The organism is Bacillus sp. AY18-3 (assembly GCF_008042305.1).
Taxonomy (GTDB): Bacteria; Bacillota; Bacilli; order Bacillales; family Bacillaceae_G; genus Bacillus_A; species Bacillus_A wiedmannii.
Genome location: NZ_QKQR01000030.1, coordinates 193,872 through 218,103, shown reverse-complemented (window position 1 = coordinate 218,103; position 24,232 = coordinate 193,872). Strand labels below are relative to the sequence as shown.

The 24,232-nt window shown below is 35.5% G+C and carries 18 protein-coding genes, 2 pseudogenes and 2 other annotated features; of the genes and pseudogenes, 15 read left to right on the top strand and 5 right to left on the bottom strand.

The features are described from left to right. Positions 1-51: 51 nt before the first annotated feature. The 4 genes from DM800_RS23780 to lsrB are packed head-to-tail and all read left to right on the top strand — an operon-like array spanning position 52 to position 4,509. Positions 52-1,533, top strand: a complete 1,482-nt coding sequence (locus tag DM800_RS23780; protein ID WP_147787728.1) for a sugar ABC transporter ATP-binding protein — start codon at positions 52-54, stop codon at positions 1,531-1,533. After that, positions 1,530-2,483 (top strand): ABC transporter permease subunit, encoded by a 954-nt coding sequence (locus tag DM800_RS23775; protein ID WP_147787727.1) that lies wholly within the window; start codon positions 1,530-1,532, stop codon positions 2,481-2,483. Before DM800_RS23780 ends, DM800_RS23775 begins: the two co-directional genes overlap by 4 nt. Next, a complete protein-coding gene (locus tag DM800_RS23770) occupies positions 2,480-3,469 on the top strand; it encodes an ABC transporter permease (RefSeq protein WP_147787726.1) in 990 nt (329 codons plus the stop codon). The genes DM800_RS23775 and DM800_RS23770 overlap by 4 nt, the downstream gene beginning before the upstream one ends. Then, positions 3,466-4,509, top strand: a complete 1,044-nt coding sequence (gene lsrB, locus DM800_RS23765) for an autoinducer 2 ABC transporter substrate-binding protein LsrB (RefSeq protein ID WP_098068323.1) — start codon at positions 3,466-3,468, stop codon at positions 4,507-4,509. Before DM800_RS23770 ends, lsrB begins: the two co-directional genes overlap by 4 nt. A gap of 46 nt (positions 4,510-4,555) precedes the next feature. On the opposite strand, the gene DM800_RS23760 is transcribed toward lsrB, so the two are convergent. Next, on the bottom strand, positions 4,556-6,058 hold the full coding sequence (locus DM800_RS23760) for a malate:quinone oxidoreductase (protein WP_000069156.1): 1,503 nt from the start codon (positions 6,056-6,058) through the stop codon (positions 4,556-4,558). A 381-nt stretch (positions 6,059-6,439) separates the two neighbouring features. On the opposite strand from DM800_RS23760, the gene DM800_RS23755 reads away from it, so the two are divergent. The 5 genes from DM800_RS23755 to DM800_RS23735 all read left to right on the top strand — a co-directional run bounded on the left by DM800_RS23755 (position 6,440) and on the right by DM800_RS23735 (position 13,825). Continuing rightward, positions 6,440-7,486, top strand: coding sequence for a DUF2332 domain-containing protein (locus DM800_RS23755; RefSeq protein WP_147787725.1), 1,047 nt, complete (start codon positions 6,440-6,442; stop codon positions 7,484-7,486). A 359-nt stretch (positions 7,487-7,845) separates the two neighbouring features. Next, positions 7,846-9,585: a sigma 54-interacting transcriptional regulator gene (locus DM800_RS23750; RefSeq protein ID WP_147787724.1), complete on the top strand. Its 1,740-nt coding sequence runs from the start codon at positions 7,846-7,848 to the stop codon at positions 9,583-9,585. Between the two features lie 241 nt (positions 9,586-9,826). Then, on the top strand, positions 9,827-11,431 hold the full coding sequence (locus DM800_RS23745) for an ATP-dependent acyl-CoA ligase (RefSeq protein ID WP_147787723.1): 1,605 nt from the start codon (positions 9,827-9,829) through the stop codon (positions 11,429-11,431). A 44-nt stretch (positions 11,432-11,475) separates the two neighbouring features. Further along, positions 11,476-12,267: an enoyl-CoA hydratase gene (locus DM800_RS23740; protein WP_147787722.1), complete on the top strand. Its 792-nt coding sequence runs from the start codon at positions 11,476-11,478 to the stop codon at positions 12,265-12,267. 121 nt (positions 12,268-12,388) lie between these two features. Further along, entirely contained in the window at positions 12,389-13,825 is a 1,437-nt protein-coding gene (locus DM800_RS23735) for a GntP family permease (RefSeq protein ID WP_088063786.1), read from the top strand. A gap of 139 nt (positions 13,826-13,964) precedes the next feature. On the opposite strand, the gene DM800_RS23730 is transcribed toward DM800_RS23735, so the two are convergent. Together DM800_RS23730 and DM800_RS23725 are read right to left on the bottom strand one after the other, a co-directional pair. Beyond that, positions 13,965-14,465: a GNAT family N-acetyltransferase gene (locus DM800_RS23730; protein ID WP_370512876.1), complete on the bottom strand. Its 501-nt coding sequence runs from the start codon at positions 14,463-14,465 to the stop codon at positions 13,965-13,967. 23 nt (positions 14,466-14,488) lie between these two features. Continuing rightward, positions 14,489-14,869, bottom strand: coding sequence for a VOC family protein (locus tag DM800_RS23725; protein ID WP_147787721.1), 381 nt, complete (start codon positions 14,867-14,869; stop codon positions 14,489-14,491). 179 nt (positions 14,870-15,048) lie between these two features. On the opposite strand from DM800_RS23725, the gene DM800_RS23720 reads away from it, so the two are divergent. Both DM800_RS23720 and entB read left to right on the top strand, forming a co-directional pair. Beyond that, positions 15,049-15,540, top strand: a complete 492-nt coding sequence (locus DM800_RS23720; protein WP_075307578.1) for a nitroreductase — start codon at positions 15,049-15,051, stop codon at positions 15,538-15,540. Positions 15,541-15,874: 334 nt separating this feature from the next. Further along, positions 15,875-17,285 (top strand): annotated as a pseudogene (entB, locus tag DM800_RS23715) (cell wall-binding protein EntB). Between the two features lie 50 nt (positions 17,286-17,335). Here the strand turns inward: entB and DM800_RS23710 are convergent. After that, on the bottom strand, positions 17,336-17,854 hold the full coding sequence (locus DM800_RS23710; RefSeq protein WP_147787720.1) for a kinase: 519 nt from the start codon (positions 17,852-17,854) through the stop codon (positions 17,336-17,338). A 100-nt stretch (positions 17,855-17,954) separates the two neighbouring features. Here DM800_RS23710 and DM800_RS23705 point away from each other — a divergent pair, with 100 nt between their 5' ends. The 3 genes and pseudogenes from DM800_RS23705 (at position 17,955) to DM800_RS29740 (ending at position 19,353) form a co-directional block, all read left to right on the top strand. Next, the gene (locus tag DM800_RS23705; RefSeq protein ID WP_147787719.1) at positions 17,955-18,260 is read left to right on the top strand and encodes a YfzA family protein; all 306 of its coding nucleotides are present in this window, start codon (positions 17,955-17,957) and stop codon (positions 18,258-18,260) included. A 13-nt stretch (positions 18,261-18,273) separates the two neighbouring features. After that, positions 18,274-18,807, top strand: a pseudogene (locus DM800_RS29745) (GNAT family N-acetyltransferase); the annotation flags it as partial. Positions 18,808-18,822: 15 nt separating this feature from the next. After that, positions 18,823-19,353 carry a cysteine hydrolase family protein gene (locus tag DM800_RS29740; protein WP_033662720.1) on the top strand — a complete coding sequence of 177 codons (531 nt, stop codon included), beginning with the start codon at positions 18,823-18,825 and terminating at the stop codon, positions 19,351-19,353. A 119-nt stretch (positions 19,354-19,472) separates the two neighbouring features. Here DM800_RS29740 and DM800_RS23695 read toward each other — a convergent pair whose 3' ends face one another. After that, the gene (locus DM800_RS23695; protein ID WP_001013096.1) at positions 19,473-19,910 is read right to left on the bottom strand and encodes a YndM family protein; all 438 of its coding nucleotides are present in this window, start codon (positions 19,908-19,910) and stop codon (positions 19,473-19,475) included. 180 nt (positions 19,911-20,090) lie between these two features. On the opposite strand from DM800_RS23695, the gene DM800_RS23690 reads away from it, so the two are divergent. Next, positions 20,091-23,570 (top strand): DUF4020 domain-containing protein, encoded by a 3,480-nt coding sequence (locus tag DM800_RS23690; protein ID WP_255447039.1) that lies wholly within the window; start codon positions 20,091-20,093, stop codon positions 23,568-23,570. Positions 23,571-23,677: 107 nt separating this feature from the next. Next, positions 23,678-23,914: a binding site (T-box leader), on the top strand. 54 nt (positions 23,915-23,968) lie between these two features. Continuing rightward, positions 23,969-24,204 (top strand) — a binding site (T-box leader). Positions 24,205-24,232: the final 28 nt, after the last annotated feature.

Sequence of the window (24,232 nt, the reverse complement as noted above, 5' to 3'; positions counted from 1 at the left end):
CAAATAATCATTTTCTCAAAAAATGTTCTGGATGAAGGCAGGTGACATCATGTGGAGAACGTACCTTTATTACATGTAAAGAAAATGAGTAAGGCGTTTTCAAATCAACTTGTGTTAAAAGAGGTGAACTTACAAGTAGAGCGTGGCGATATATACGCTTTAGTTGGAGGAAATGGTGCTGGAAAATCAACATTAATGAAAATATTAACGGGGTTATATTCGTATGATAGTGGAGAAATGTATGTAAAAGGAATGAGGAAACAGTTTGTAAATCCGGAAAAAGCACACCGAGAAGGGATTTACTTAATACCACAAGAACCACTCATTTTTCCGCATATGACCATTGAAGAAAATATATGTATCGGACTAAAAGGGAAGAAAAAGGAATTAAAAGTAAAGATTCAGCAATTGATTGACAGTTTAAGATGGGATATTGACCTTAAAGAATTAGGAGGATCACTATCCATTGCGCAGCAACAGTTAGTAGAAATCGTTAGAGGATTAATACGGGAAGCCGAGATTCTTATTTTAGATGAGCCAACATCGACATTAACAACTCACGAAATAAAGAGTCTTTTTGTGCTGATGAAAAGTTTACAAGAAAAAGGAATTGGAATGATATATATTACGCATCGCTTTCCAGAAATCTTTGAAATTGCCAACAAAGTAGCGATATTACGTGACGGAATGATCGTAAGCCAAGGTGATGTATGTGACTATACATATGACATGCTAATGGAGGGGTTATTGCCGAAAGGGTATAAACAAGAAGAGAAAAGAGAAATAGTGCAAGAGACAAAAGAAACGAAAAAAATATTAGAAGTAATGGATATAACGAGTCACGCATTCGAAAATATATCATTTACTGTACATGCTGGGGAGATTGTAGGAATTGCTGGCATTGTTGGATCAGGCAGAACGGAATTAGCAGAAACCATATTTGGATTGAAGTCTATAAAATCAGGTTCTATTTTATTAGAAGGAAAATCAATTGATTCATGCTCTTTGCATAAAAGACTTAGCGAGGGATTAGTTTATGTGCCAGAGGATAGAGCAAGAAATGGTATTTTCTCAATTGCATCGGTTAAAGAAAATATGACTGCAGCAAGTTTACATCAGAATAGTCGATTTTTCATTAACCAAGAAAAAGAAAGCGCTTTATTGAAGGCGTATATAGAACAGTTTCGAATTGTTGTACGAAGCATGGATGAAGTTCTAGCATCTTTATCGGGAGGTAATCAGCAAAAAGTCGTGCTTGCAAAATATCTTGCGTGTAATCCAAAAATTATAATTCTTGATGAACCGACTCGCGGAATTGATGCGAAAGCAAGGATTGAAGTATATGAGACGATAGAAAAAATGAAAAGAGAAGGACTCCCAATATTATTAATCTCTTCCGATGTTGAAGAAATCGTTCAATTAGTAAATCGTGTATATGTAATGCGAAATGGACAATTTGTTTCTCATTTAGAGAAACAAAATATGACTGTAGATGAAGTTACACGTCTTGCATACGGAGGTGTAACGGAATGAAACGTATGTATAAAATGCACGAAACATCTATCATACTATTATTACTCATTTACATTGCCATTGTCGGAATGATAAATCCAAGTTTCGTTCAGCTTAACTCGTTATCTTTAATGATGAAATCAAGCGTTATTTTAGTTGTGCTAGCAATTGGCCAATCGTTCGTCTTATTTACGAAAAATATAGACGTATCAGTCGGTTCAATTATGGGATTAAGCGCAGCTGTTTGCGGGATGGTGTTAACGGGTGGATATCATGCATTTTTGTCCATACTTGCTGCTATTTTACTTGGCGCTATTCTCGGTTTTATAAATGGGATTGGCGTTGCGAAGTTTCGGGTACCAGCTATTATTATGACATTAGGTATGTTAGGGATCATTAGAGGTGCGATGTTAATTTTCACAGGCGGAAAGTGGATTGAAGACGTACCAAACAATTTTAAGAAATTGTCATCGATCGTCATACTTGGTTTGCCGATAATTGTATGGGTTGTTCTTATTATTTTACTACTACTATACTTCTTTTTAAGGAAAGTGCCATTCGGAAGATACTTTTATGCGGTAGGTGATAATGAAGATGGCGCGAGACTCATTGGTATACCTGTTAATAAAGTGAAGATATATGCGTTTATTATATCTGGCATAAGCGCTGCGCTCGCTGGTTGCATATTTGTCATGAATATCGGATTCGTTCCAAATCAAACAGGCACCGGGATAGAACTACAGGTTATCGCAGCTGCTGTACTAGGGGGAATTCATTTAAAAGGAGGAACGGGTTCTATAGTTGGAGCTGCATTAGGAGCAGTATTTTTAGAGGCGATTAGTAGTTCACTTGTCTTTTTAAAAATACCTGCGTTTTGGAATAATGCTATTTCAGGGTTTTTATTATTAGTAATCGTTATATTAGATAGTGTTATGAAAAAGTGGAAGGCGGAAAGGAGGATGAATCTATGAAGTATTTGTACAGATGGGAAGGTGTTCTAATTGTATTACTTTTTATAGAATTCATTCTCTTTAGTTTTATAAGTAGTGATTTCTTAAATATTAGTAATCTCCTTTTTAGTACAAATGATTTTCTATTTATAGCAATCGCAGCGATACCAATGACTTTCGTTATTGTAACAGGAGGAATTGACGTTTCTGTAGGATCTATTATGGGGTTAACTTCGATTATAATTGGTGTACTTTGGATGAATGGAATACCTATTTTGCTAGCGGTCATATTAGCTCTTTTAATCAGCTGTTTAGCAGGAGCTTTAAACGGATTCATTATAAAAATGACAGACGTAGAGCCACTTGTCGTTACACTCGGAACAATGTTTTTATACGGCGGAATTGCACTCGTCATTTCAGGAGGGTCAGGTGCTTCTGGATATGAAGGGATAAGTGGTTTGCCTGACGCATTTGTACAACTGGCAAACGGTAGTTTTATAGGGATACCGAATTTATTATGGTTATTGATTATATTAACGATTTTATGCACGGTATTGTTTCACCGTACTATTTATGGGCGCCACGTCAAATTAACTGGTGCAAACGAAAATGCAGCAAAATACACTGGGATCAAAACGAAAAAAGTAGTCATCATCGCTTACATACTTTCCGGGTTAGGAGGTGGATTAGGAGGCGCTTTCTTAACTGCATATTTCGGCTCCGCACGTGCTGATATGGGAAGTGAAACGATTTTACCAATCATTACAGCAGTCGTATTAGGCGGGACACTTATTACAGGGGGAAAAGGAAGCATTATCGGTACTGTACTGGCGAGTATTTTTATAGGACTCATGCAGTATGGCTTGCAAATGACGGGTTTAACAAATGAACAATCTAACGTAGTTATTGGTATTATTCTTATTCTTTCAGTTATTATGAGACATTTCAAATTACATCAATTCACACCGTGGAAAAGAAAGAACTTGCATAAGGGGGAAATGTCATGAAGAGAAAACTGGGGATTGTATTCATTGTATGCATTTGTTTAATCGGTTTAATCGCTTGCTCTAGTCAAACGGCAGATAAGAAAAAGGCAGATGATGTGAAATTTGCATTCATCCCGAAATTAACTGGAGTTGGCTTCTTTACATCGGGTGGTGAAGGAGCAAAAGAGATGGGAGATAAGTTAGGCGTACATGTGAAATATGATGGACCGTCTGAAGCAAGTGTATCAGGGCAAGTGAAATATATAAACAACTTTATTAATCAAAACTATGATGCACTTATGGTCTCTTCTACGTCAGTAGATGGTTTATCACAATCATTACAACGAGCTAAGAAAAAAGGAATGACTGTTTTAACGTGGGATTCTGATGTGAATCCGAAAGACCGTTCATTTTATATAAGCCAAGGAACACCAGATCAACTTGCTAATTTATTAATTGAAATGACTTCCAAACAAATTGGGGATAAAGGAAAAGTAGCTTTCTTTTATTCTAGTCCAACGGTAACGGATCAAAACCAATGGGTAACGAAAGCGAAAGAAATTATTAAAAAGAAATATCCGAACTGGGAAATTGTAACGACGCAGTACGGCGAAAATAATGCGCAAAAATCGTTATCTGTAGGAGAGAACATTTTAAAAACATATCCAGATATTAATGCAGTCATTTGTCCGGATGCAACGGCACTACCAGCGATGGCACAAGCAGCTGAAAACTTAAAAATGGATAAAAAAGTAGTCGTAACTGGTTTTTCCACACCAAACGTTATGCGTGATTACGTAAAACGAGGAACAGTACAACAATTTGGATTATGGGATGTAAAACAACAAGGTGCACTCGCAACGTATGTAGCAAATGAAATAGTAGTAAAAGGGAAGAAGTTAAAAGTAGGGGATAGTTTCGAAGTAAAAGGAATCGGAAAAGTGAAAGTAGAGCCAAACTCCATCCAAGGTTATGATTATGAAGCAGAAGGAAATGGAATTATCGTATTGCCAGAGCGGGTTGTATTTACGAAAGAGAATATTGATAAATATAATTTTTAGTAACAAAAAAACGTCCGAATAAATCGGACGTTTTTTAATAACTTCTTTAATTATGAACCGTTTCTTTTTCATTTAATCCAAGCGTACGACCTGTAGAAGTGTGAAGGTCTTGGAACAATCTTGGATTTTCAGTTAGTGAAATGCCATAAGAAGGAATCATTTCTTTTATTTTTTCTTCCCATTCTACCATGCGGCTTGGGAAACATTTTTCTAATACTTCAAGCATGACGTGAACGGCAGTAGAGGCACCTGGTGAAGCACCTAGTAATGCAGCGATTGAGCCGTCAGCTGCACTAACAACTTCAGTACCGAATTGAAGTGTACCTTTACCGCCAGCATCAGTATCTTTAATTACTTGTACACGTTGCCCAGCAACTACAATATCCCAATCTTCACTTTTCGCGTTCGGAATGAATTCGCGTAATTCTTCCATACGTTTTTCGTGAGATAACATAACTTGCTGAATTAAGTATTTTGTTAATCCCATTTCTTTTACACCAGCAGCTAACATCGTTAAGACGTTATTTGGTTTTACAGAACCAATTAAGTCAAGGTTTGAGCCAGTTTTTAAGAACTTAGGAGAGAACCCTGCGAACGGTCCAAATAGTAAAGCTTTTTTATTGTCTATATATCTCGTATCAAGGTGAGGTACAGACATTGGCGGAGCGCCAACTTTAGCTTTACCATATACTTTCGCATGATGTTGCTCGACAACTTTTTGGTTTTTACATACCATAAATAGTCCACTTACAGGGAATCCACCAATATGTTTTGATTCAGGGATACCAGTCTTTTGTAGTAGAGGTAGACTACCGCCACCGCCGCCGATAAAGACGAATTTTGCAGTGTGATGCTCAATTTTACCACTATTCATATCGTGTACTTTTACTTCCCACAAACCATTCTTTGTGCGTTTAATATTTTCGACACTATGTTTGTAGTTTAGCTCGACATTTTTCGTTTGTAAGTAATCAAACAACATACGTGTTAATGCACCGAAGTTAACATCTGTTCCAGAATCAATCTTCGTTGCAGCCATTGGTTCGTTAGGTGTACGTCCTTCCATAATGAGTGGAAGCCATTTTTTTAATGTTTCAGGAGCATCGGAAAATTCCATACCTTGAAACAGTGGATTTTTTGAAAGCGCTTCAAAACGGTTTTTTAGAAACTCAACATTTTTTTCACCTTGTACTAAACTCATATGAGGTAGAGGCATAATGAAATCTTGTGGATTACGAATTAATTTACTTTTTACAAGATATGCCCAAAATTGTCTTGAAAGCTGGAATTGCTCATTCACTTTTACAGCCTTACTAATATCTATAGATCCGTCAGATTTTTCGGAAGTATAGTTCAGTTCGCATAGCGCAGAATGCCCTGTACCTGCATTATTCCATTCATTAGAGCTTTCTTCCCCGGCACTTGCGAGTTTTTCAAAAACTTTAATTTCCCATTCAGGTGCTAATTCTTTTAGTAATGAGCCTAACGTTGCACTCATAATTCCTGCACCAATTAAGATAACGTCTGTTTTTTGCTGCATGTTGCTCATGATAATCTCTCCATCCCCTATATTGGCAAAAAAGAGTAGGTGTTTTCTATGTCTAAGCCGTAAAAGAGAAACACCGCCTAGGCCCCACCTAGGTATTTACCTTTTTTGTCTCAATTGTATAACCATCTCATACTCTATTATAATAATTAATAGACTAAAATATCTAGTGTTATCTGATAATTTTAAACTATTTAACGTTTTATTCGCCAAAAATCTTATTTAACAAGCTCTTTTAAGGTGATAAATAGAAAAAAATTACAGTTTGAAATTATCCCGAAAAAGCTTACGCATACGAAAGTGGGTAGAATGGATACCTTTTTATGGAATTTCTGGTCTTTAAATAGTAAGATTATTCCGTGATATTAAAAAGGAGGGATACCGATGCGTACACAAGAGCAAATCGCAAACTTATTTCGAAATTTTTCAATAAAGGAATGTAAAGGGTCAAGTGAATTATATGAATACTTATCAATACAAATTGCTGAAGATGAGGAAGTACTTACACTATCTTCCTATGCTCAAGTAGGCCAACCAGTCCCAAACTTATTATTAGGTGCTGTACATTATTTATTACTATCAGGGAAAGAACATCATTTAAAAATGTATTACAGTAGCTTAGTTGAAAATGCTAATACGGATTTAAATCAAGCTTTTGATTATTTTAAAGATTTCTGTAAAACGTATCGAGAAGAAATCATTACTTTATTACAAACGAAACTCGTTCAAACGAATGAAGTAAGGCGATGTGCGTACTTATACCCAAGTTTTTGTTACATATTTAATAAAGTGAAAAAAACATTAGCGTTAATTGAAATTGGGACAAGTTCTGGATTACAACTGTTCTGGGATCAATATAGCTATTCGTATGGAACAGATGTAACATACGGAAATATAAACTCGAATGTGCATGTAACTTCTGAAATAAGAGGAGAGAATGTGCCTCATTTTCTAAAAGAAAGTCCATCTGTCGCAGAAAGAATAGGACTAGATTTACATGTAAATGATTTACATAGTAATGAAGATTATTTGTGGCTACGTGCACTCATTTGGCCAGAGCATAAAGAAAGACTTGAAATGTTTGACCAAGCAGCATCTTTAGTGAAAACTGAATCTGTTCAATTAATAGAAGGAGACGGTGTGGAGCTATTGCCATCTATCATCGAACAAATAAGTAAAGATGCTATAATCTGTATTTTCCATACACACGTCGCAAATCAAATACCTGAACAAGTAAAACGTAAGTTAGAAAAACAAATCCAAGAAATCGGTGCAAAACGTGATGTATTCCACCTATATAACAACATGTGGGACCGGGACCTTCATATTGATTATTATATTAACGGAAACGAATATCGTGAAACGGTTGGAGAAACCGAAGGGCATGGGAGATGGTTTAGCTGGAAAATTGGAGACCGAACTTTATGCTAAAGGAAACCTAACAATTATGGGTTTCGTCACCAATATTCGTAATAAAAACAGTTGACAGAAGGTAATCCGTCAACTGTTTTTTATTTTTATTAAACTTGCTTTATGTATCCAATTAAGTGTTAAACATGTCCCTGCTGCATGTTGCAAATAGCCCATGAAATAATCTTCTCTCAAAAGAAGCTAAAGAAAGTAGATTATAAAACTCTTGCTAGTGCCAAAAAAAGAAGCCACTGGTTAATGGGCTATATTACTAGTTTAATAATTTATAACTTCAAATGGAAAAACCAAGGGAAAGTAAATATTTAAAATGAATATATAATACATGCGAGAACGAGCGCAATTGGATAGGGGGCTTTCAAATGCATATGGACGAACGAATGAATTTGCAGGTAACTAGTCAGGCTCTTCAGGTAATGAATAACGGAATTGCTGTTATAAGTCATGATGGAATCATCACATATAGCAACAAACTATTCTGTAGCATGCTACAGAAAAAAGAAAATGAAATAATAGGTGAGCATATATCAACGATTATTCCTGATCGTAAAAAGTTAGTAGTGAATCAAAAGGATAGTTTGTACAGGTATGAATGTAGGAGTGGCAACCAAGTTTTAATTGTGAATGAATCCCGTGTATATCGGAATGAGACAGAATACGGATCAATTGCCATTCTGGAAAGTAAGGGGAAAAGTATACAGTCTTTGGAAAGCATCATAAGTCGATATGAAAGTGCCCTAAATTTACTGTCTGAATGCATTCTAGGGGTAAATGAACAAGGAATTGTCAATTTTTTAAGTGGTTCTTATGCACAATTTTTAGGGATTGATGATCCGAAGGAAGCGATTGGTAAGCATTGTACGGAGGTTGTTGAGAATACGAGGATGCATATTATCGTAAAGACGGGACAGATGGAAATTGGGCATATCCAGCGTATAAGTAATCGGAATATAATCGCAACGCGCATACCTATTATCAAGGAAGGCAAGATTATTGGAGCAATTGGTAAAATTATGTTTCATGATATCCAGCAGTTTAAAGCTTTGGGAGATCAAATTAGTGAAATGGAATCAAAGTTATCTTACTATCAAACTGAATTACAGCGGCTGCAAGAAAGGCGACTTTCCTTTCAAAGCATTATAGGAGAGAGTGCAAAAATGAAAGAAGTCAAAATGATGGCTTTAAAGGTTTCTAAAAGTCGGTCTACCGTTTTGATAAGAGGAGAAAGTGGTACAGGAAAAGAGCTCTTTGCACATGCGGTACATCGTGCAAGTCCGCGTGCTAGTGGCACATTTATTCGATTGAATTGTGCTGCGATTCCGAGGGATCTTTTGGAGGCTGAATTGTTTGGATACGAAGAAGGGGCTTTTACAGGAGCAAAAAAAGGCGGTAAGCCTGGGAAGATTGAGTTAGCTCATAAGGGAACATTGTTTTTAGATGAAATTGGTGATATGTCATTGGACATGCAGGTGAAGTTGCTTCGTGTATTGCAAGAGAAAGAGATTGAAAGAATTGGAGGTACAAAAATTCAAAAGATTGATGTCCGTTTCATTGCGGCTACACATCGAAATCTCCGTGAAATGGTGCAAAGTGGGGAGTTCAGGGAGGATTTATATTATAGGCTGAATGTGTTTGAAATTGATATCCCTCCGTTGCGAGAGAGAAAAGAAGATATGATACATATAACGGAATTTTTAATTAAGAAATTGAATGGTGAGCTAGGTAGTAACGTTATTTCATTGGATGAGAGAGTAAGAGATTTATTTATGGAGCATGATTGGCCAGGGAATATTAGGGAGCTAGAGAATGTATTAGAACGAGCGATGAATGTTATAGAAGGAATGATTATTCAAGTGCATCATCTTCCTGCCTATTTACGAAAAAAAGATTTGGAAGAAGAGTTAATCCATGAAATATTTACGATGGGCCATGAGAACCATGAGATGAGTTATTTACTGAAGGCGGAAGTGGAATCCGCTGAAAAACGTGCGATTACGAGAGCTTTGGAAAAAACAGTTGGAAATGTAAAAGAGGCAGCTGAGCTTTTAGGAATTCATCGGGCCAGCTTATATCGAAAAATAGAGAAATACGAAATATCGTGAAGGAAAGTAAAGGGCAAATAGGCCCTTTTTTTGTTTGTAGTAATAAACACTGTCTCTTTTTTGCGACATTTTCTTATAGATGCGACATGGTTGCTAATGTTTGTAGCGCAAATGCGACATATGAGGTTAGAAAAGTAAGGGAGATTACGAAGGAATAAGGGAATAGGTAATGAGTCGATTTTTGGCATGTTTCTTGCTATATAAATAAAAAAAGATTTTAGTAGGAAGGGGATGGAATTAAATGCTAGAAAATCATAGCTTACCGCATTTTATTATGCAAAGTATCGAAAAAACACCAAGTAAAGTATATTTACAATTTGAAGAACAAAGGGTTACATATGAGGAACTTTATCATCGAATTACAAGAGCTATAGCGGGGTTTTGTGAGCTCGGTATTCAAAAAGGAGACAAAGTTTGTATTATGCTTCATAACACTCCTGAATATCTGGATGTATGGTTTGCTTTATCTTTTATGGGAGCAATTGCGGTGCCTCTGAATGTGCATTTAAAAGGAGAAGGCTTGCAGTATATTATATCTCACTCTGATTGTAAGTTAATTATCGTTGATAAGGAATTTGTTCCTCAAATTGCCTCTTGTTTGTCATTTATACATAGGGACATTCAAATTGTTGCTTACGGAAAAAATGAAAACGTAGTCATTGCAGGTGATGGCAAAGAGTGGTTAGTAATCGAATTGAAAGATGTACTAAATACAAATAATCATCACCTTCCAACTGCATTTGTTTCCTCCACTTCTATTAACAGTATCCTCTATACCTCTGGGACGACTGGTTTACCTAAAGGGGTTATGTTAAGTCATTCTGCTTATGTAAATTCTGCGCAGTCATTTGCCAACTATATGGTTGGCGCAAGTTCAAAAGATGTCTTATTTACAGCGCTTCCGTTATTTCATATAAACGCCCAGGCCCATACAGTACTTGGATCCATTTCTTCCAATGCTACGATTGCTCTAGGTAAGCGGTTTAGTGCTTCTAGATTTTGGTATGAAATTCGCAGTCATGGCGCAACCATTTTTAATTCTTTAGGATCTATGATTCCTATTCTCTGTAAGCAGCCGGAAAAGGAAGATGATAATGAAAATTTAGTAAGGGTGACAGCTTGTGCTGCTACGCCTAAGGAATTTTGGAAGCCGTTTGAGGAGAGGTTTGGCGTTCGGATTGTAGAAGGTTACGGATTAACGGAAACAACGGGTTTTTGTGTAACGAATCCATTGTATGCCAATAAGCCACCTTCTATAGGAAAACCATATTCTTACGTAGAGACGAAGATTGTTAATGAGGATGGAAATGAAGCACGGACTGGTGAAATTGGAGAGATTTTTATTCGTTCCTTACAGAGACAAGCATTCATGGAAGGTTATTATAAAATGTTTGATAAAACAGAGGAGGCAATGAAGGAGGGATGGTTCCATACAGGAGATCGAGGTTATCTAGATGAGGAGGGTTACTTATATTTTTGTGATCGAATTAAACAGTGTATCCGAAGACGTGGTGAAAATATCTCCTCTTGGGAAATCGAAAAAGTTGTGAATAATCACCCGAAAGTACTTGAATCGGCGGCCATCGGTGTCCCATCAGAAGTGGGAGAGGAGGATGTTAAATTATATGTGATTGTAAAGAAAGATGAAACGATGTCCCATGAAGAGATTATAGATTGGTGTCAAGAACGTATGGCTTATTTTATGGTACCTCGATATGTTCAGTTCAGTGAAACCTTCCCAAAAACAGCGACGGAACGGATCCAAAAGTTCAAGCTGAAGGAGGAAGGGATTGGTAGCGCTTGGGATCGCGAACAGGCCAGTTATGTAATTAAAAGAACGAGTTGATGTGCTGATTTTACTTTATTACATATTAGAAAGAAGGGATTGAATTGGAAAATAAGCGGGTTGTTACATGGTCCAAAGAAAATGGAGTCGCAACGATTATCATTGATAATCCTCCTGTGAATGTACTGAGCAGTGTTGTGATAGATCAACTGACGGTAGTGGTCGGTGAAATAGAACAGGATGATGAAGTAATTGTTGTACTTCTAACTGGAGCTGGAGAAAAGGTTTTCGTTGCAGGAGGAGACATTAAGTCGTTTCCGGAATGGATTGGAAAAGGGAGTGAATATGCAGAGGGAAAATCAATGTGGCTTCAGAATCCGTTAAATAAAATAGAAAGATTGCCCAAGCCTGTAATTGCTGCTATTAACGGATTAGCGCTTGGGGGCGGGTGTGAATTAGCTTTATCATGTGATTTACGGATTATAGAAGAACACGCCCAAATCGGGCTTCCAGAAGTGAAGTTAGGTTTGTTTCCAGGTGCAGGAGGAACGCAACGTTTACCGCGATTAATTGGAACTGCAAGTGCGAAAGAAATGATGTTTACTGGTGAACCACTCACTGCCGAAGTAGCTTGGCGAGTTGGTTTGGTGAATCATGTTGTTCCGCGTGGCGAATCGCTGAATAAGGCGAAGGAACTAGCTGTGAAGATGGCTCGGTTTTCTCTTCCTGCTTTATCCTTGATGAAGCAATCTATCAATAAGGGATTATCTGCTTCTCTTGAGGAAGGATTAAAAATAGAAGCTGAGAATTTCGGACATGTGTTTCAAACAAGTGATGTAAGAGAGGGAGTGGAGGCCTTTATAGAAAAGAGGGCACCAATCTTTCATCATAAATAAAAAGCTATAACTATAATATGCAAAAAAGTAATGCCTGCCTCCGGCAGGCATTACCAAAATATATACAAACAGAAAAGTATACAAAGTTAAAAAATCCATATTATTGAGGGGGATTGGAGTTATGGATTTATTGATTGTATTGTTAGCGCTTGGCTTGCTTATTTTTGTTGCTTACCGAGGATTCTCAGTCATTTTATTCGCTCCGTTATGTGCGTTGCTCGCTGTGTTTTTAACAGAACCGGCAAATGTTTTACCATTCTTTTCTAATGTTTTTATGGCGAAGATGGTCGGATTTATAAAATTATATTTTCCTGTCTTTTTGCTTGGAGCGATATTTGGTAAAGTGGTAGAAATCACTGGAATAGCAGAAAAAATCGCGAAAATTATTATCCGTTTTATAGGCGTGAAAAGAGCAATTCTTTCCATCGTATTAATGGGAGCGATTCTTACATACAGTGGTGTCAGTTTATTTGTCGCAGTATTTGCGATTTATCCATTTGCGGCGCAATTATTTCGTGAGGCGGATATTCCGAAACGTCTCATTCCTGCAACAATCGCATTCAGCGCATTTACGTTTTCGATGGATTCACTTCCTGGATCGCCTCAAATTCAAAATGTTATTCCAACTACGTTCTTTAAAACAGATATTTATGCCGCTCCTACATTAGGAATTATAGGAGCACTGTTTATCTTCATATGTGGTATGTTGTATTTGGAAAGATGTAGGAAGAAGGCTGCTGCTAAGGGGGAGGGGTACTTCGGAAAAGGCGATGCTACTTCTGAGATGGCTGCTACAACTAGCGCGCAATTGGTGCAAAATCCGATTGCTTCGGGCGATGTAATTCCAATTAGTTACTGGATAGCATTTCTTCCGCTTGTACTGGTTGGAGTGATGAATAAAGTCTTTACAGCATTCATTCCTGTTTGGTATACAAAGGGATTTGATTTTGCATCCATAGGTTTGAAGGAGTACGGAACAATTGATATGGGACAAGTTGTGGGGATTTGGTCAGTGGAAATGGCACTTCTTATCGGAATATTATCTGCTATATTATTAAACTTCCAAGCGGTAAAAGATCATTTTCAATCAATTACAAGCGTTGGTGTGAGTGGTTCAATCTTAGCAGCTATGAACACTGCAGCCGAGTATGGATTTGGTGCCGTTATAGCAGCTTTACCTGGATTTGTCATGATTCAAAACTATTTAACGGGGACTTTCTCAAATCCATTAATTAGCGGAGCGGTCATGACGAATATATTATGCGGGCTGACGGGATCAGGATCGGGTGGAATGAGTATTACATTAGGTTTAATGGCTGAAAAATATATTGAAGCGGCAGCGAACTTTGATATTCCGTTAGATGTGCTGCATCGTGTAATTGCAATGGCGGCAGGAGGGATGGATACTTTACCTCATAACGGAGCAGTTATAACTTTACTTGCGGTTACAGGATTAACGCACCGGGAAGCTTATAAAGAGATATTTGGTATTACGATAATTAAGACCCTTGCCGTATTCTTCGTTGTTGGAGTGTATATGATGTTTTCTATTGTATAATAGGTAACTTGATCGTCAGTTAAAAAGAATGTATCTATCAATTAATTATGAATAATAGTAATCAGAAAAAGCCATCATTCCATGAAATCATGGCTAAGAGAAAAAGGCAATACTACTAGTAGTATTGCCTTTTATTTAGTTAAATATATATACTCAAAATCTCCCTAGGCAATCCATCAATCTCACAAACTTTTTCAGAGGTAAAACCGACGTTTATTAAAATTTTGCGAGAGGGGATATTATTTGGATCAATAATTGCTTTTAGTACCTTTATATCTGTCTGCTTCGCTATATTCATTAGTTCCTTTGCAATCCTACTACTATACCTTTTTCCCCAGTGCTCTGGCAAAAGCATATAACCAATTTCAGCCTCTTTAACATTATCCTCGTTTACCGTAACATGTCCAAGATTGATATACTCATTTGTAATAGAATCATATACTTTATAAGAGCCGAATAGTTGATGATTTTCATTGCGCTTTACCAGCCTTGTAAAGTCATTTTTCGCTTCATCTAACGGAATAGCGCGTTCGGTAATTTGCGCCATTACTTCTTTATTGAATACGAGTTGGAAATATAAATTAAAATCTGTTTCTTCAAATTTAGCTTTTGTATAATATTCCTTCAAACTAATTTTCATTTGTTCTTCAGAAAAAAGATAAATTAAATCGTAATTTCAATTTGATTACCTTCAGGATCGCTTATCACACTTTCGTAATAGCCATCTCCAGTGCAACGTGGTCCATTTAATAAAGGATAACCATCATTTTTCAATGTTGTAGTTAATTCATTTACACGTTCTTCACTACCGACAGAGAAAGCCATATGAGCATAGCCAGTTATGTTGGGGTTAGGCTCTTTTTCTATACCTTTTTTACGCATAATTTCAAGTCTTGCACCAGATTCGAACGTAATAAAATAAGATTCAAATTGTTTTGCTTTATTATGATATAAAGAGTTCGCTTTACCATTAAAGTACTTTGTATAAAAAGAACGCATTAATTCTAAATCATTTACCCATATTGCAATATGTTCTATTTTCATAGTTTTCACCAATCCTTACTTAACTAATTTGGCTTTCACTTTATAAAAATTGTTTTTGCATTGCAAGAATTTTGATTGGGTGTTAAAGGTGTTATTAATTTTTGGTTATTTGTGAGCATACAATATGTAATTAAGTAAAGGAGAAGCATAGTAATTAAAGAAAAAGGTGAATGAAGCATATGAATCCATTTGAGCAAATGATGTACGTTGGTGTCATTATGTCTATTGTACTATCTGTAATGATTTTAGGATCTTTATATTATAATCCTCGTCTTTCGTTAACTGAATATCCGAAAGATATTCAAAAGGTAGTTTTTCCAAAATCGATTCATGAAAAAAAGCAAACAATCTACTTTAATATTGCATATAATGCTATTCTTTTCGGTACGCCTGTCGTTTCTACATATATACTACATAAACATGAAAAATTATTATATGTTGATGCCTATTTACATACTTTTGGTATTTTAATGATTTTCAATTTAGTAGATTTGTTTATAATTGATTGGCTAATCTTTTGCTGGATTACCCCAAGATTTGTTGTTATTCCTAGTACAGAAGGCATGAAGGGATATAAAGATTATAAGTTTCATTTAAGAGGGGCTATAGTCGGCACAAAATTTTTAGCAATCGTAAGTTTGTTTTTGGCAGGAATTGTGACAACTATTTAGTATGAAGAGTTTATAGAAGATAGTGAGATTTATCCCGCGTTAACGGACAGTAAAACTCCCACCTCAAAATTCAGTTGGAGCAAAGAAGTTAGGTGGGAGATCAACTGTCCGTAAACGTCCGATTGGTTCAACTAATAATCATTGGGGGATGAACAAAACCCCCAATGATTAAAGTTTCACTTTATAATATATAGAATTAAAAATGAGAATTTGATAGTATTGGAGTAAGGAGTTTTAATAGCAGTATATTAAGTTGTATTAATATACTGTTACAAATGCTTTCCTAATTTTATGGAAGTATTTGATAGAATTCAAAAAAATAATGGAGGCTAATATGAAAAAAATAATTGGCGCAGCAACAGCAACTGTTTTTGGATTGGGAGCATTTACTACAACTGCTACCGCAGAAACAATCGTAACAGCAGATGTACTCAACGTACGTGAAAAACCGACTACTGAATCAAAAGTTGTCAAAAAAGTAAAAGAAGGAGAAAAGTTAAAGGTTATACATACGGAAGAAGGATGGTCCAAAATTGATTTAAATGGTAAAGAAGTGTTTGTAAGTGCGGAGTTTACAAAAGATGTGTATTATGTAACAGCGAATTTGTTAAATGTCCGTTCTGATGCAAGTACAGAATCAGAAATACTTGGCAGACTAAAAACAAATGATGTAATTGAATCAACGCATCAAGTAAAAGACGGTTGGTTACAATTTGAGTATAAAGGAAAAACAGCTTATGTTAATGTTTCTTTCCTATCAAGTACAGCACCAGTTGAAAAAACAGCTAAAGAGAAAACGAAGCAAGTAGCGAAAGTACACAAAACAGCTAAAGCTAAGGATGAAGTTAAAGCACAAAAGATAGCAAAGCCTAAGGAAGAAGCGAAAGTACAAAAAGTAACAAAGCCTAAAGAAGAAGTGAAAGTACAAGAAGTAGTAAAGCCTAAGGAAGAAGTGAAAGTACAAGAAGTAGTAAAGCCTAAGGAAGAAGTGAAAATACAAGAAGTAGTAAAGCCTAAGGAAGAGGAGTAGTAAAGCCAAAAGAAGAAGCGAAAGTACAAGAAGTAGTAAAGCCAAAAGAAGAAGTGAAAGTACAAGAAGTAGTAAAGCCAAAAGAAGAAGTGAAAGTATAGTAAAGCCTAAGGAAGAAACGAAAGTACAAGAAATAGTAAAGCCTAAAGAAGACGTGAAAGCCCAAGAAGAAGCAAAAGCTAAGGAAGAGGCCGAAGCAAGGGAAATAGCAAAGGCTAAAGAAGAAGAGAAAGCAAGAGAAATAGCAAAGGCTAAAGAAGAAGAGAAAGCAAGGGAAATAGCAAAGGCTAAAGAAGAAGAGAAAGCAAAGGAAATAGCAAAAGCAAAAGAAGAAGAGAAAGCAAGAGAAATAGCAAAGGCTAAGGAAGAAGCAAAAGCAAGAGAAGAGTCTAAGAATAACATACAGTCTGCTAAACGTGAATTAACGGTAGTTGCGACAGCATATACTGCTGATCCAAGTGAAAATGGTACATATGGTGGACGTGTTTTAACTGCGATGGGGCATGATTTAACGGCTAATCCGAATATGAGAATTATCGCAGTAGATCCGAAAGTAATCCCATTAGGATCTAAAGTATGGGTAGAAGGTTATGGCGAAGCAATTGCTGGTGATACTGGAAGTGCTATTAAAGGAAATCGTATTGATGTTTTAATGGGCTCAAAAAGTAAAGCTATGAATTGGGGAAGACAAACTGTTAAAGTTAAAATTCTTTAATAAATAAAGTTATCTAGATAGAAGTCAGTTCTCTTTATTGAGACTGGCTTTTATTTTTGTATCGCAACATCAGTAAGAATCGCATCAAATATATCTTTTTGCGTGAAGGTATCTGTAAAAATAGTTTCTCTAGCAACTTCAATTGTATCGTGCGGATTATACCATTTTTGTAGGGAATCCTCACCAAATTCATGCCGTTTTTCCCTTGTGTTATGTCGTCGAATAGTTTCTTTTAATGATAAATCAAAGTAATATGTGTAGGCGTTTCCTTCAAAAAAATGTATTAATTCTTTCAGCATTTCACCGTATCTTCGACTGTTTAAAATACCTTCTAAAATAACAAACTCACATTTTCCTTTTCCGTACTTCGTAATTTCAAATAGTAGATCATGAGATAAGTTCCCCATCGTATCATGTACGCTAAGCATATCTCTACGTACAACATCCTGCGATACTAAAAGTGTACCTTGTCCGAAATGTTCTTGTAGTTGCTTTGCGATTGTTGTTTTACCACTTGCGGAGTTTCCTCTAAGAATGATTAATGTTGATTTAAGGATAGGATTAGACATAATGAATTCCCCCAGCATGAATGATTATATAGAAAATTTTAACAAATAAACCATGGGAAGTGTATAATTAATAGGATGGAAATAAAAAGGTGGGAGCTAGATGGAACATGAATTAAATAAGGAGAAGCCGATTTGGAAACGGACATGGTTTCGCTATCTAGGGGCATTTATAATTGTTCAATTGTTGTTTATTATTTGTGAGGTTACTGGATGGGCACCAAATTTTAAGCCAAGTGGAGAGTTTTTAAATAGAATTTTACATTCTGAATTTTTTACGGAATGGTTCACTCCATATGAAATTCCTCATTTTAATGTGTTTACAGCATTTTTTGCGATTACATTGTTACCATACGCACTAATAGGTGCAATGAATGATGTCACAACAAGAAAAAATATAAATAATTAAAAAGAGGTATTATATGCTATTTCAAAAAGATAATATATCGATTAGATACGTAATAGAAGAGGATGCACCAATCATTTCAAAATGGTTAACAGACCCAGAAGTCTTGCGGTATTACGAAGGACGCGATAATCCGCAATCTGTAGAAATGGTACTGAATCATTTTATACATAATCCAAATAGTCATGAAAAAAGATGTTTAATAGCGTTTGATGCTGTTCCAATTGGTTACATACAAATGTACCCAATTGATTCTGAGTGGAAAACATTATATGGCTATGAAGAATCACAAAATGTATGGGGAATGGATCAATTTATCGGAGAGCCGACTTATTGGGGAAAAGGAATTGGAACGAAACTCGTTCAGGCAGCAATTACATATATTATGGAGAACACGAGAGCAGAAGCAATCGCAATGGATCCGAAAGTAAATAATGAACGTGCGATAAAATGTTATGAAAAATGCGGCTTTAAAAAAGTGAAGATATTAAAGGAACATGAGCTGTATGAGGGGAAATTAGAAGATTGTTGGATGATAGAATACAAACAAAGGGAGCTGCGCGAAATGAAAAAAGCTTTATTAGTAATTGATGTGCAAGCAGGTATGTATACAGCGGGAATGCCAGTACATAACGGGGAAAAGTTTTTAGAAATATTGCAAGAGCTTATTGGGGAATGTCGTTCAAATGATATTCCAGTTATTTATGTACAACATAACGGACCAAAAGATCATCCGTTAGAAAAAGGTACAGAGGGCTGGAAAGTGCATGAGGCGATTGCTCCGCAAAAAGGGGATCGTATCGTTGAAAAGACGACGCCAGATTCTTTCCATAAGACAAACTTAAACGAAGTATTACAAGAAAAAGGCATTGAACACGTTATTATTTCAGGAATGCAAACAGAGTACTGTGTGGATACGACAACGCGAAGAGCGTTTAGTGAAGGTTATAAAGTAACGTTAGTGAGTGATGCACATAGTACGTTTCATACAGACGTGTTACGTGCGGAAGACATTGTAAAGCATCATAATGTAGTGTTTGGAGCGTTTGCTAATGTTGTTGCGTTAAAAGATTTGAAAGTGACTGCCTCTAAATAAGAGGCAGTTTTTTATTATAAGATATATTAAAAAAATTGTTCGTATAATTTCACATACCATAATGAAAATACACAAAAGGAACACCACATAATTAAAAAGGGCGCTCCTGCATCAAAATGTTATTTCTTCTTATCTTTATCCAATACATTCTGTTCTTCAGCAAATTCCGTACCATATGCAAAGCGGCGATTAATATGAATGTTATCGTTGTTGTGCCTTGTGTGTGAGTTAGAAAAGCGATGAACGATTACTTCAGATAATGTAAAGACAGTAGCGGAAAGGAAACTCCCCCATGCAATTTGCATGTAATTGTCTAATAAAATATTACCGAAAATCCATACGCTTAAATACGTTAGTAAGAAATCCGACATAATGGCACCGGTATTGCCTATTCGGTTTAATATGATTTTATCGACGAACATATAGGAAACGATTGTAACAAAGAGACTAAATGAAATAATTTGGACGAACGTTGCAGGGAAAAATAAAGCGAGTCCAATACTAAATGCGATAATGCACGATATAAATTTGATAAGTACTACAGTAAAACCATTCAATATTTACACCTCCGATTTATACATAGTTTTACAATAAATTTAGGAGTTCATACATTGTAACGAATATATTTACATAAAACTTTTTCATGTTCGTTTTTTGTCTAAATATTAAAAAAACAAAGAAAAAATGTTATAGTAAAATGAGAGTATATGACATTTTTAGGTAAGGGGGAATCCATGATGTGGATTACTTCAGAAGTAGAAATTCCAGAGGAGTTAATTGATCATCTTGAACAAGGAAAGTTAGTACTATTTGTTGGAGCGGGAGTTTCTATGAAAGGGAAATCAAACTTACCGAATTTTGATGATCTAGTTGATGAGATTGCGAAAACGTTATATGTAGAAACGCGTGAAATAACAGAACCTCATGATTATTATCTTGGTAAAATTGCGAAAACAAAAGATATACATCAAGTTGCAAGAGATTTAGTTCATATTGAAAAATCAAAGCCGAATCCGCTTCATTATGCGATTCCGAGGTTGTTTCCTTTAGATACGGAAGTCCGCATTGTCACGACAAATTTTGATCGGCATTTTACAACTGCGATGAAAGAAATGAATAGAGAATTAAACGTATATTACGCACCTGCGTTACCTACAGGTAGAGCGTTTAAAGGACTCGCTTACATACATGGCAATATAGAACAAGAGAAAGAAGCTTTAATTTTAACAGATGGTGATTTTGGAAGGGCTTACTTGACCGAAGGCTGGGCAAGAAGGTTTTTAGTTGATTTATTCTCGAATTATACTGTTTTATTCGTTGGATATAGCCATAATGACCCAGTAATGAAATATTTGGCTACTGGTTTACCGCCAAGTACAAGGCGTTATGCATTTGTTGCACAAGGGGAAAATACGTACCATTGGGAGCATTTAGGAATACGGCCGATTGTATACCCGAATAAAGGTAATAATCATCAATCTCTTGTTAAAGCAGTGAAGCGATGGGCAGAATTAATGGGAGATAATTATATTACAAAACGAATGCGAATTCGTGACATAGTAACAGTTCCACCGTCAGTAGAGCAGGAACAATTATCATACATAAAACAATCCATAAAAAAAATTGAAACAGTCCGCTACTTTGTTGAATTTGCTCATGATTATGAATGGGTGAAATGGCTTGAAGCAGAAGGGAAATTACAAAATTTATTTTTAGTTACATCAAACGATAATGAGGTAGATGAATTACTTGCAGAATGGTTGGTGGAACAATTTCTTTTTAGTCATCAAAAAGAATTATTTCAATTAATTTTTAAAAATCATTCTAAAATATCTCCGTTATTATGGAGAACAATTTGTAGCTACTTAAACGAAACGAAAATTAAAATGGACCCGTTGTTGTTTGCAAGATGGACATTTCTTTTATTAGAAACAGCTGAAAAAGATAGTAAATCTATTGAAAAAATTTCTTGCTTACTGCAAAAATGTTCTTTTCCTGAGCATAAAGAAATTGCTTTATTATTACTAACGTTTATTTTGGACGGAAAACTGAAATTGAAGCGGGAAAGAAAATGGGGAAATGATACGCAAGAATCAATAGAACTTGAGGAATCGAGTCGTTTACCAGTGTCTACATTTTCTTATGTGGAGCAAATTTGGAATGAGAAGATGAAACCTCATATTTCCTATTACGCCGTACCAATTATGATGATGGGAATAGAGAAGATGCGAATGTTATCACTACGACAAACGGCACTGAAAAAAAAGGATAAGGAAAATGTTGAAAAAGAGTTTCAGCAAAATGATCTTGCATTTTTAATTCAAATTGTAAAAGAGTGTTTAGCTTATTTGTGTGAAAATAATGAAAAAAAAGCAAATTATTATATTACAGAAATGATAGAAGCAAACAGCATGCTTCAGAACCGAATTGCAATTGATGCGATGAATAAAAATATATTCGTTAGCGCCGATGCCAAAATGAAATGGTTGTTACAGGAAGGACTTCTTTTAGATGTCACGTATAAACACGAAGTTTTTCAACTTATAAAAAATCATTTCGCACACTCTTTAGAAAAAACAAAGGAAGAGGTTATTCAAATTGTATTGAAGGACCTTGCAGAGGAGAGAGCATTTGATGCTTGTTTAGTTTTAGATTTATTATTCACTTGTGATTCGAATAGTCCATCTACAGCAAAAGGTTATGAGTTAATGAAGCAAAAACATCCTCACTTTCATTCTGATCGATATAGTGTACAAAAGAAAGAGACGGCAGATCAAAGTATTACTTGTAATGTAACTGCTGATGGATTATTGCAGTTGAAAGATGATGAAATTATGAAGCAAGTTCGTCAATTTTCTCAAGATGGTGTTTTTGAACAACGCCATTTTTTAGAGATGTTATCGAAAGCATGTAAGTTGAATACAGAATGGAGTATTTCATTTGCCTATCAATTAGTTGGTATGCAAGAAATAAGTAATGAAGTATGGTTTGTTTGTATTAGAGAGTGGCGAAATAACCGAGGATTGACAAATGAACAAATCCAAAAAGTAATTCCGCTATTACAGAAATTTGTTAGAAATACTGCTTTTCATTGGTTAATTAGTAGCTTTCTATATGAAATTAGTAATCGATTAGAAGAGTTAGAGGAAAATAGTATACGTAATTTGAAACTTTTTGCTTTTTCGGTATTCCCTCAAGTAATGAAAAGTGATACAGATTTTAAGCTTGGAAAACAAGACTTTTACAATGAATCGATTCAACATCCTGTTGGAAAAATGACAGCTGTATTATTAAAACTGTTATCATATGATCATTTATACGATCGTAATGTATATGAATATTTATTTTTATTTGAAGAACAAGTAAGAGTTAGTAAAGTACGGACAAATTTTATGTTAGCTCGTTTAGTAGCAGATGTTACATTTCTTTATCATATTGAGAAGCAATGGTGCCGAAAATATTTGTTGCCATGCTTAGATTTAAAGAAAGAAAATGAGATTACGAAATATGCATGGGCAGGCTTATGTTACACGCAAATCAATTTACCTTTATTTACAGAAATGAAACGATTTATTAAGTATGCAGTAGAACATTTGGAAGTATTACATCCGCATACGAGGGAAGCTTTCTTGAAATGGCTCAGTTTTGTATTTATTAAATGTGTACTGTATTGGGAGCAAAAAACAGATTGGTTATACCCGTTACTTATACAAGAAAATGAAGAAAATAAAATTAAATTTATGCAGTTTTTATGCTATTACGTCAAAACGTTAAGTGCAAAAGAACAACAAAAATTTTGGACATCTTGGCTCAGTGTATTTTTGCGAGAGCGACCGAAAATGGGTGAAATCACAGCTAGAGAATATGTAATGCTTTTGCGTATTATTTTATTTATGGATGAAATAGTAGAAAGAGGATTATCTATAATAAAAACATTTTCAGGTTTGGTTGGAAAAGGGAATCAAACGGAGTTAAAACAGTTGTTTAATGAAATACTTGAAAAGACAGAGAGTATAAAAATGTATAAAGAATTGTATGCAAATGTATTTTTCACTTTACTACAAACGCTTCAAGAAGCCGATTTACTTGAAACTGAAATCATTCAAATAAAAGAAATATTAATCCAGTATGGAGTAGAAAAATATGTATTAAATGCAATAGATAATGAGATAATTCGCATCGGAATTGTTATGGAGAATTTACAAGAAGAAATGTAGGGCGGAAGTGGAATTTTAAAAAAAATATAAAAAGTTGTTGACAGTGTTTTGAAAAGCGTTCTATAATACGAATCATACTTATTCAATTTCAAAAACATTTGAATAAACAAAGTGCAATGAAGAGATCACAGTAGTGGTTAGTCTTACTGTAACAGAGAGCTGGTGGTTGGTGTGAACCAGTACAGGGATAATCATGAATTACAGTCTTGGAGCATCTTTTTCGTAGTAAAGATAGTATTGTCTTTATGAAGAAAAAGCGGTCAATTGATCGTTAACAGTGAAGAGAGGTAGACGGAAAGTTAGTCTACAACTAGGGTGGTACCGCGATAAATATCGTCCCTACTGATTTATTCAGTAGGGACTTTTTGTATTTTAGTGGTCTAACTTGAAAATTAAATATATATGCGTTGAAAGGAAAAGCAGTAGTTGTTGTTTCCCTGTAACAGAGAGCTGGTGGTTGGTGCGAACCAGTACAAAAACAAGAGCGAATTACAGTCCTAGAGCATCTTTTTCGTAGTAAAGATAGTATTGTCTTTATGAAGGGAAAGACGGTCAGATGATCGTTAACAATGAAGAGAGGTAGACGAAATAAGTCTACAACTAGGGTGGTACCGCGATAAATATCGTCCCTACTGATTGAATCAGTAGGGATTTTTTGTACA

Excerpts from the sequence above, each read along its gene's own strand:
- DM800_RS23775 (WP_147787727.1), top strand. The coding sequence starts at position 1,530 with ATGAAACGTATGTATAAAATGCACGAAACATCTATCATACTATTATTA.
- DM800_RS23770 (WP_147787726.1), top strand. The coding sequence starts at position 2,480 with ATGAAGTATTTGTACAGATGGGAAGGTGTTCTAATTGTATTACTTTTT.
- lsrB (WP_098068323.1), top strand. The coding sequence starts at position 3,466 with ATGAAGAGAAAACTGGGGATTGTATTCATTGTATGCATTTGTTTAATC.
- DM800_RS23760 (WP_000069156.1), bottom strand. The coding sequence starts at position 6,058 with ATGAGCAACATGCAGCAAAAAACAGACGTTATCTTAATTGGTGCAGGA.
- DM800_RS23755 (WP_147787725.1), top strand. The coding sequence starts at position 6,440 with ATGCGTACACAAGAGCAAATCGCAAACTTATTTCGAAATTTTTCAATA.
- DM800_RS23750 (WP_147787724.1), top strand. The coding sequence starts at position 7,846 with ATGCATATGGACGAACGAATGAATTTGCAGGTAACTAGTCAGGCTCTT.
- DM800_RS23745 (WP_147787723.1), top strand. The coding sequence starts at position 9,827 with ATGCTAGAAAATCATAGCTTACCGCATTTTATTATGCAAAGTATCGAA.
- DM800_RS23735 (WP_088063786.1), top strand. The coding sequence starts at position 12,389 with ATGGATTTATTGATTGTATTGTTAGCGCTTGGCTTGCTTATTTTTGTT.
- DM800_RS23730 (WP_370512876.1), bottom strand. The coding sequence starts at position 14,465 with ATGAAAATTAGTTTGAAGGAATATTATACAAAAGCTAAATTTGAAGAA.
- DM800_RS23725 (WP_147787721.1), bottom strand. The coding sequence starts at position 14,869 with ATGAAAATAGAACATATTGCAATATGGGTAAATGATTTAGAATTAATG.
- DM800_RS23720 (WP_075307578.1), top strand. The coding sequence starts at position 15,049 with ATGAATCCATTTGAGCAAATGATGTACGTTGGTGTCATTATGTCTATT.
- DM800_RS23710 (WP_147787720.1), bottom strand. The coding sequence starts at position 17,854 with ATGTCTAATCCTATCCTTAAATCAACATTAATCATTCTTAGAGGAAAC.
- DM800_RS23705 (WP_147787719.1), top strand. The coding sequence starts at position 17,955 with ATGGAACATGAATTAAATAAGGAGAAGCCGATTTGGAAACGGACATGG.
- DM800_RS29740 (WP_033662720.1), top strand. The coding sequence starts at position 18,823 with ATGAAAAAAGCTTTATTAGTAATTGATGTGCAAGCAGGTATGTATACA.
- DM800_RS23690 (WP_255447039.1), top strand. The coding sequence starts at position 20,091 with ATGTGGATTACTTCAGAAGTAGAAATTCCAGAGGAGTTAATTGATCAT.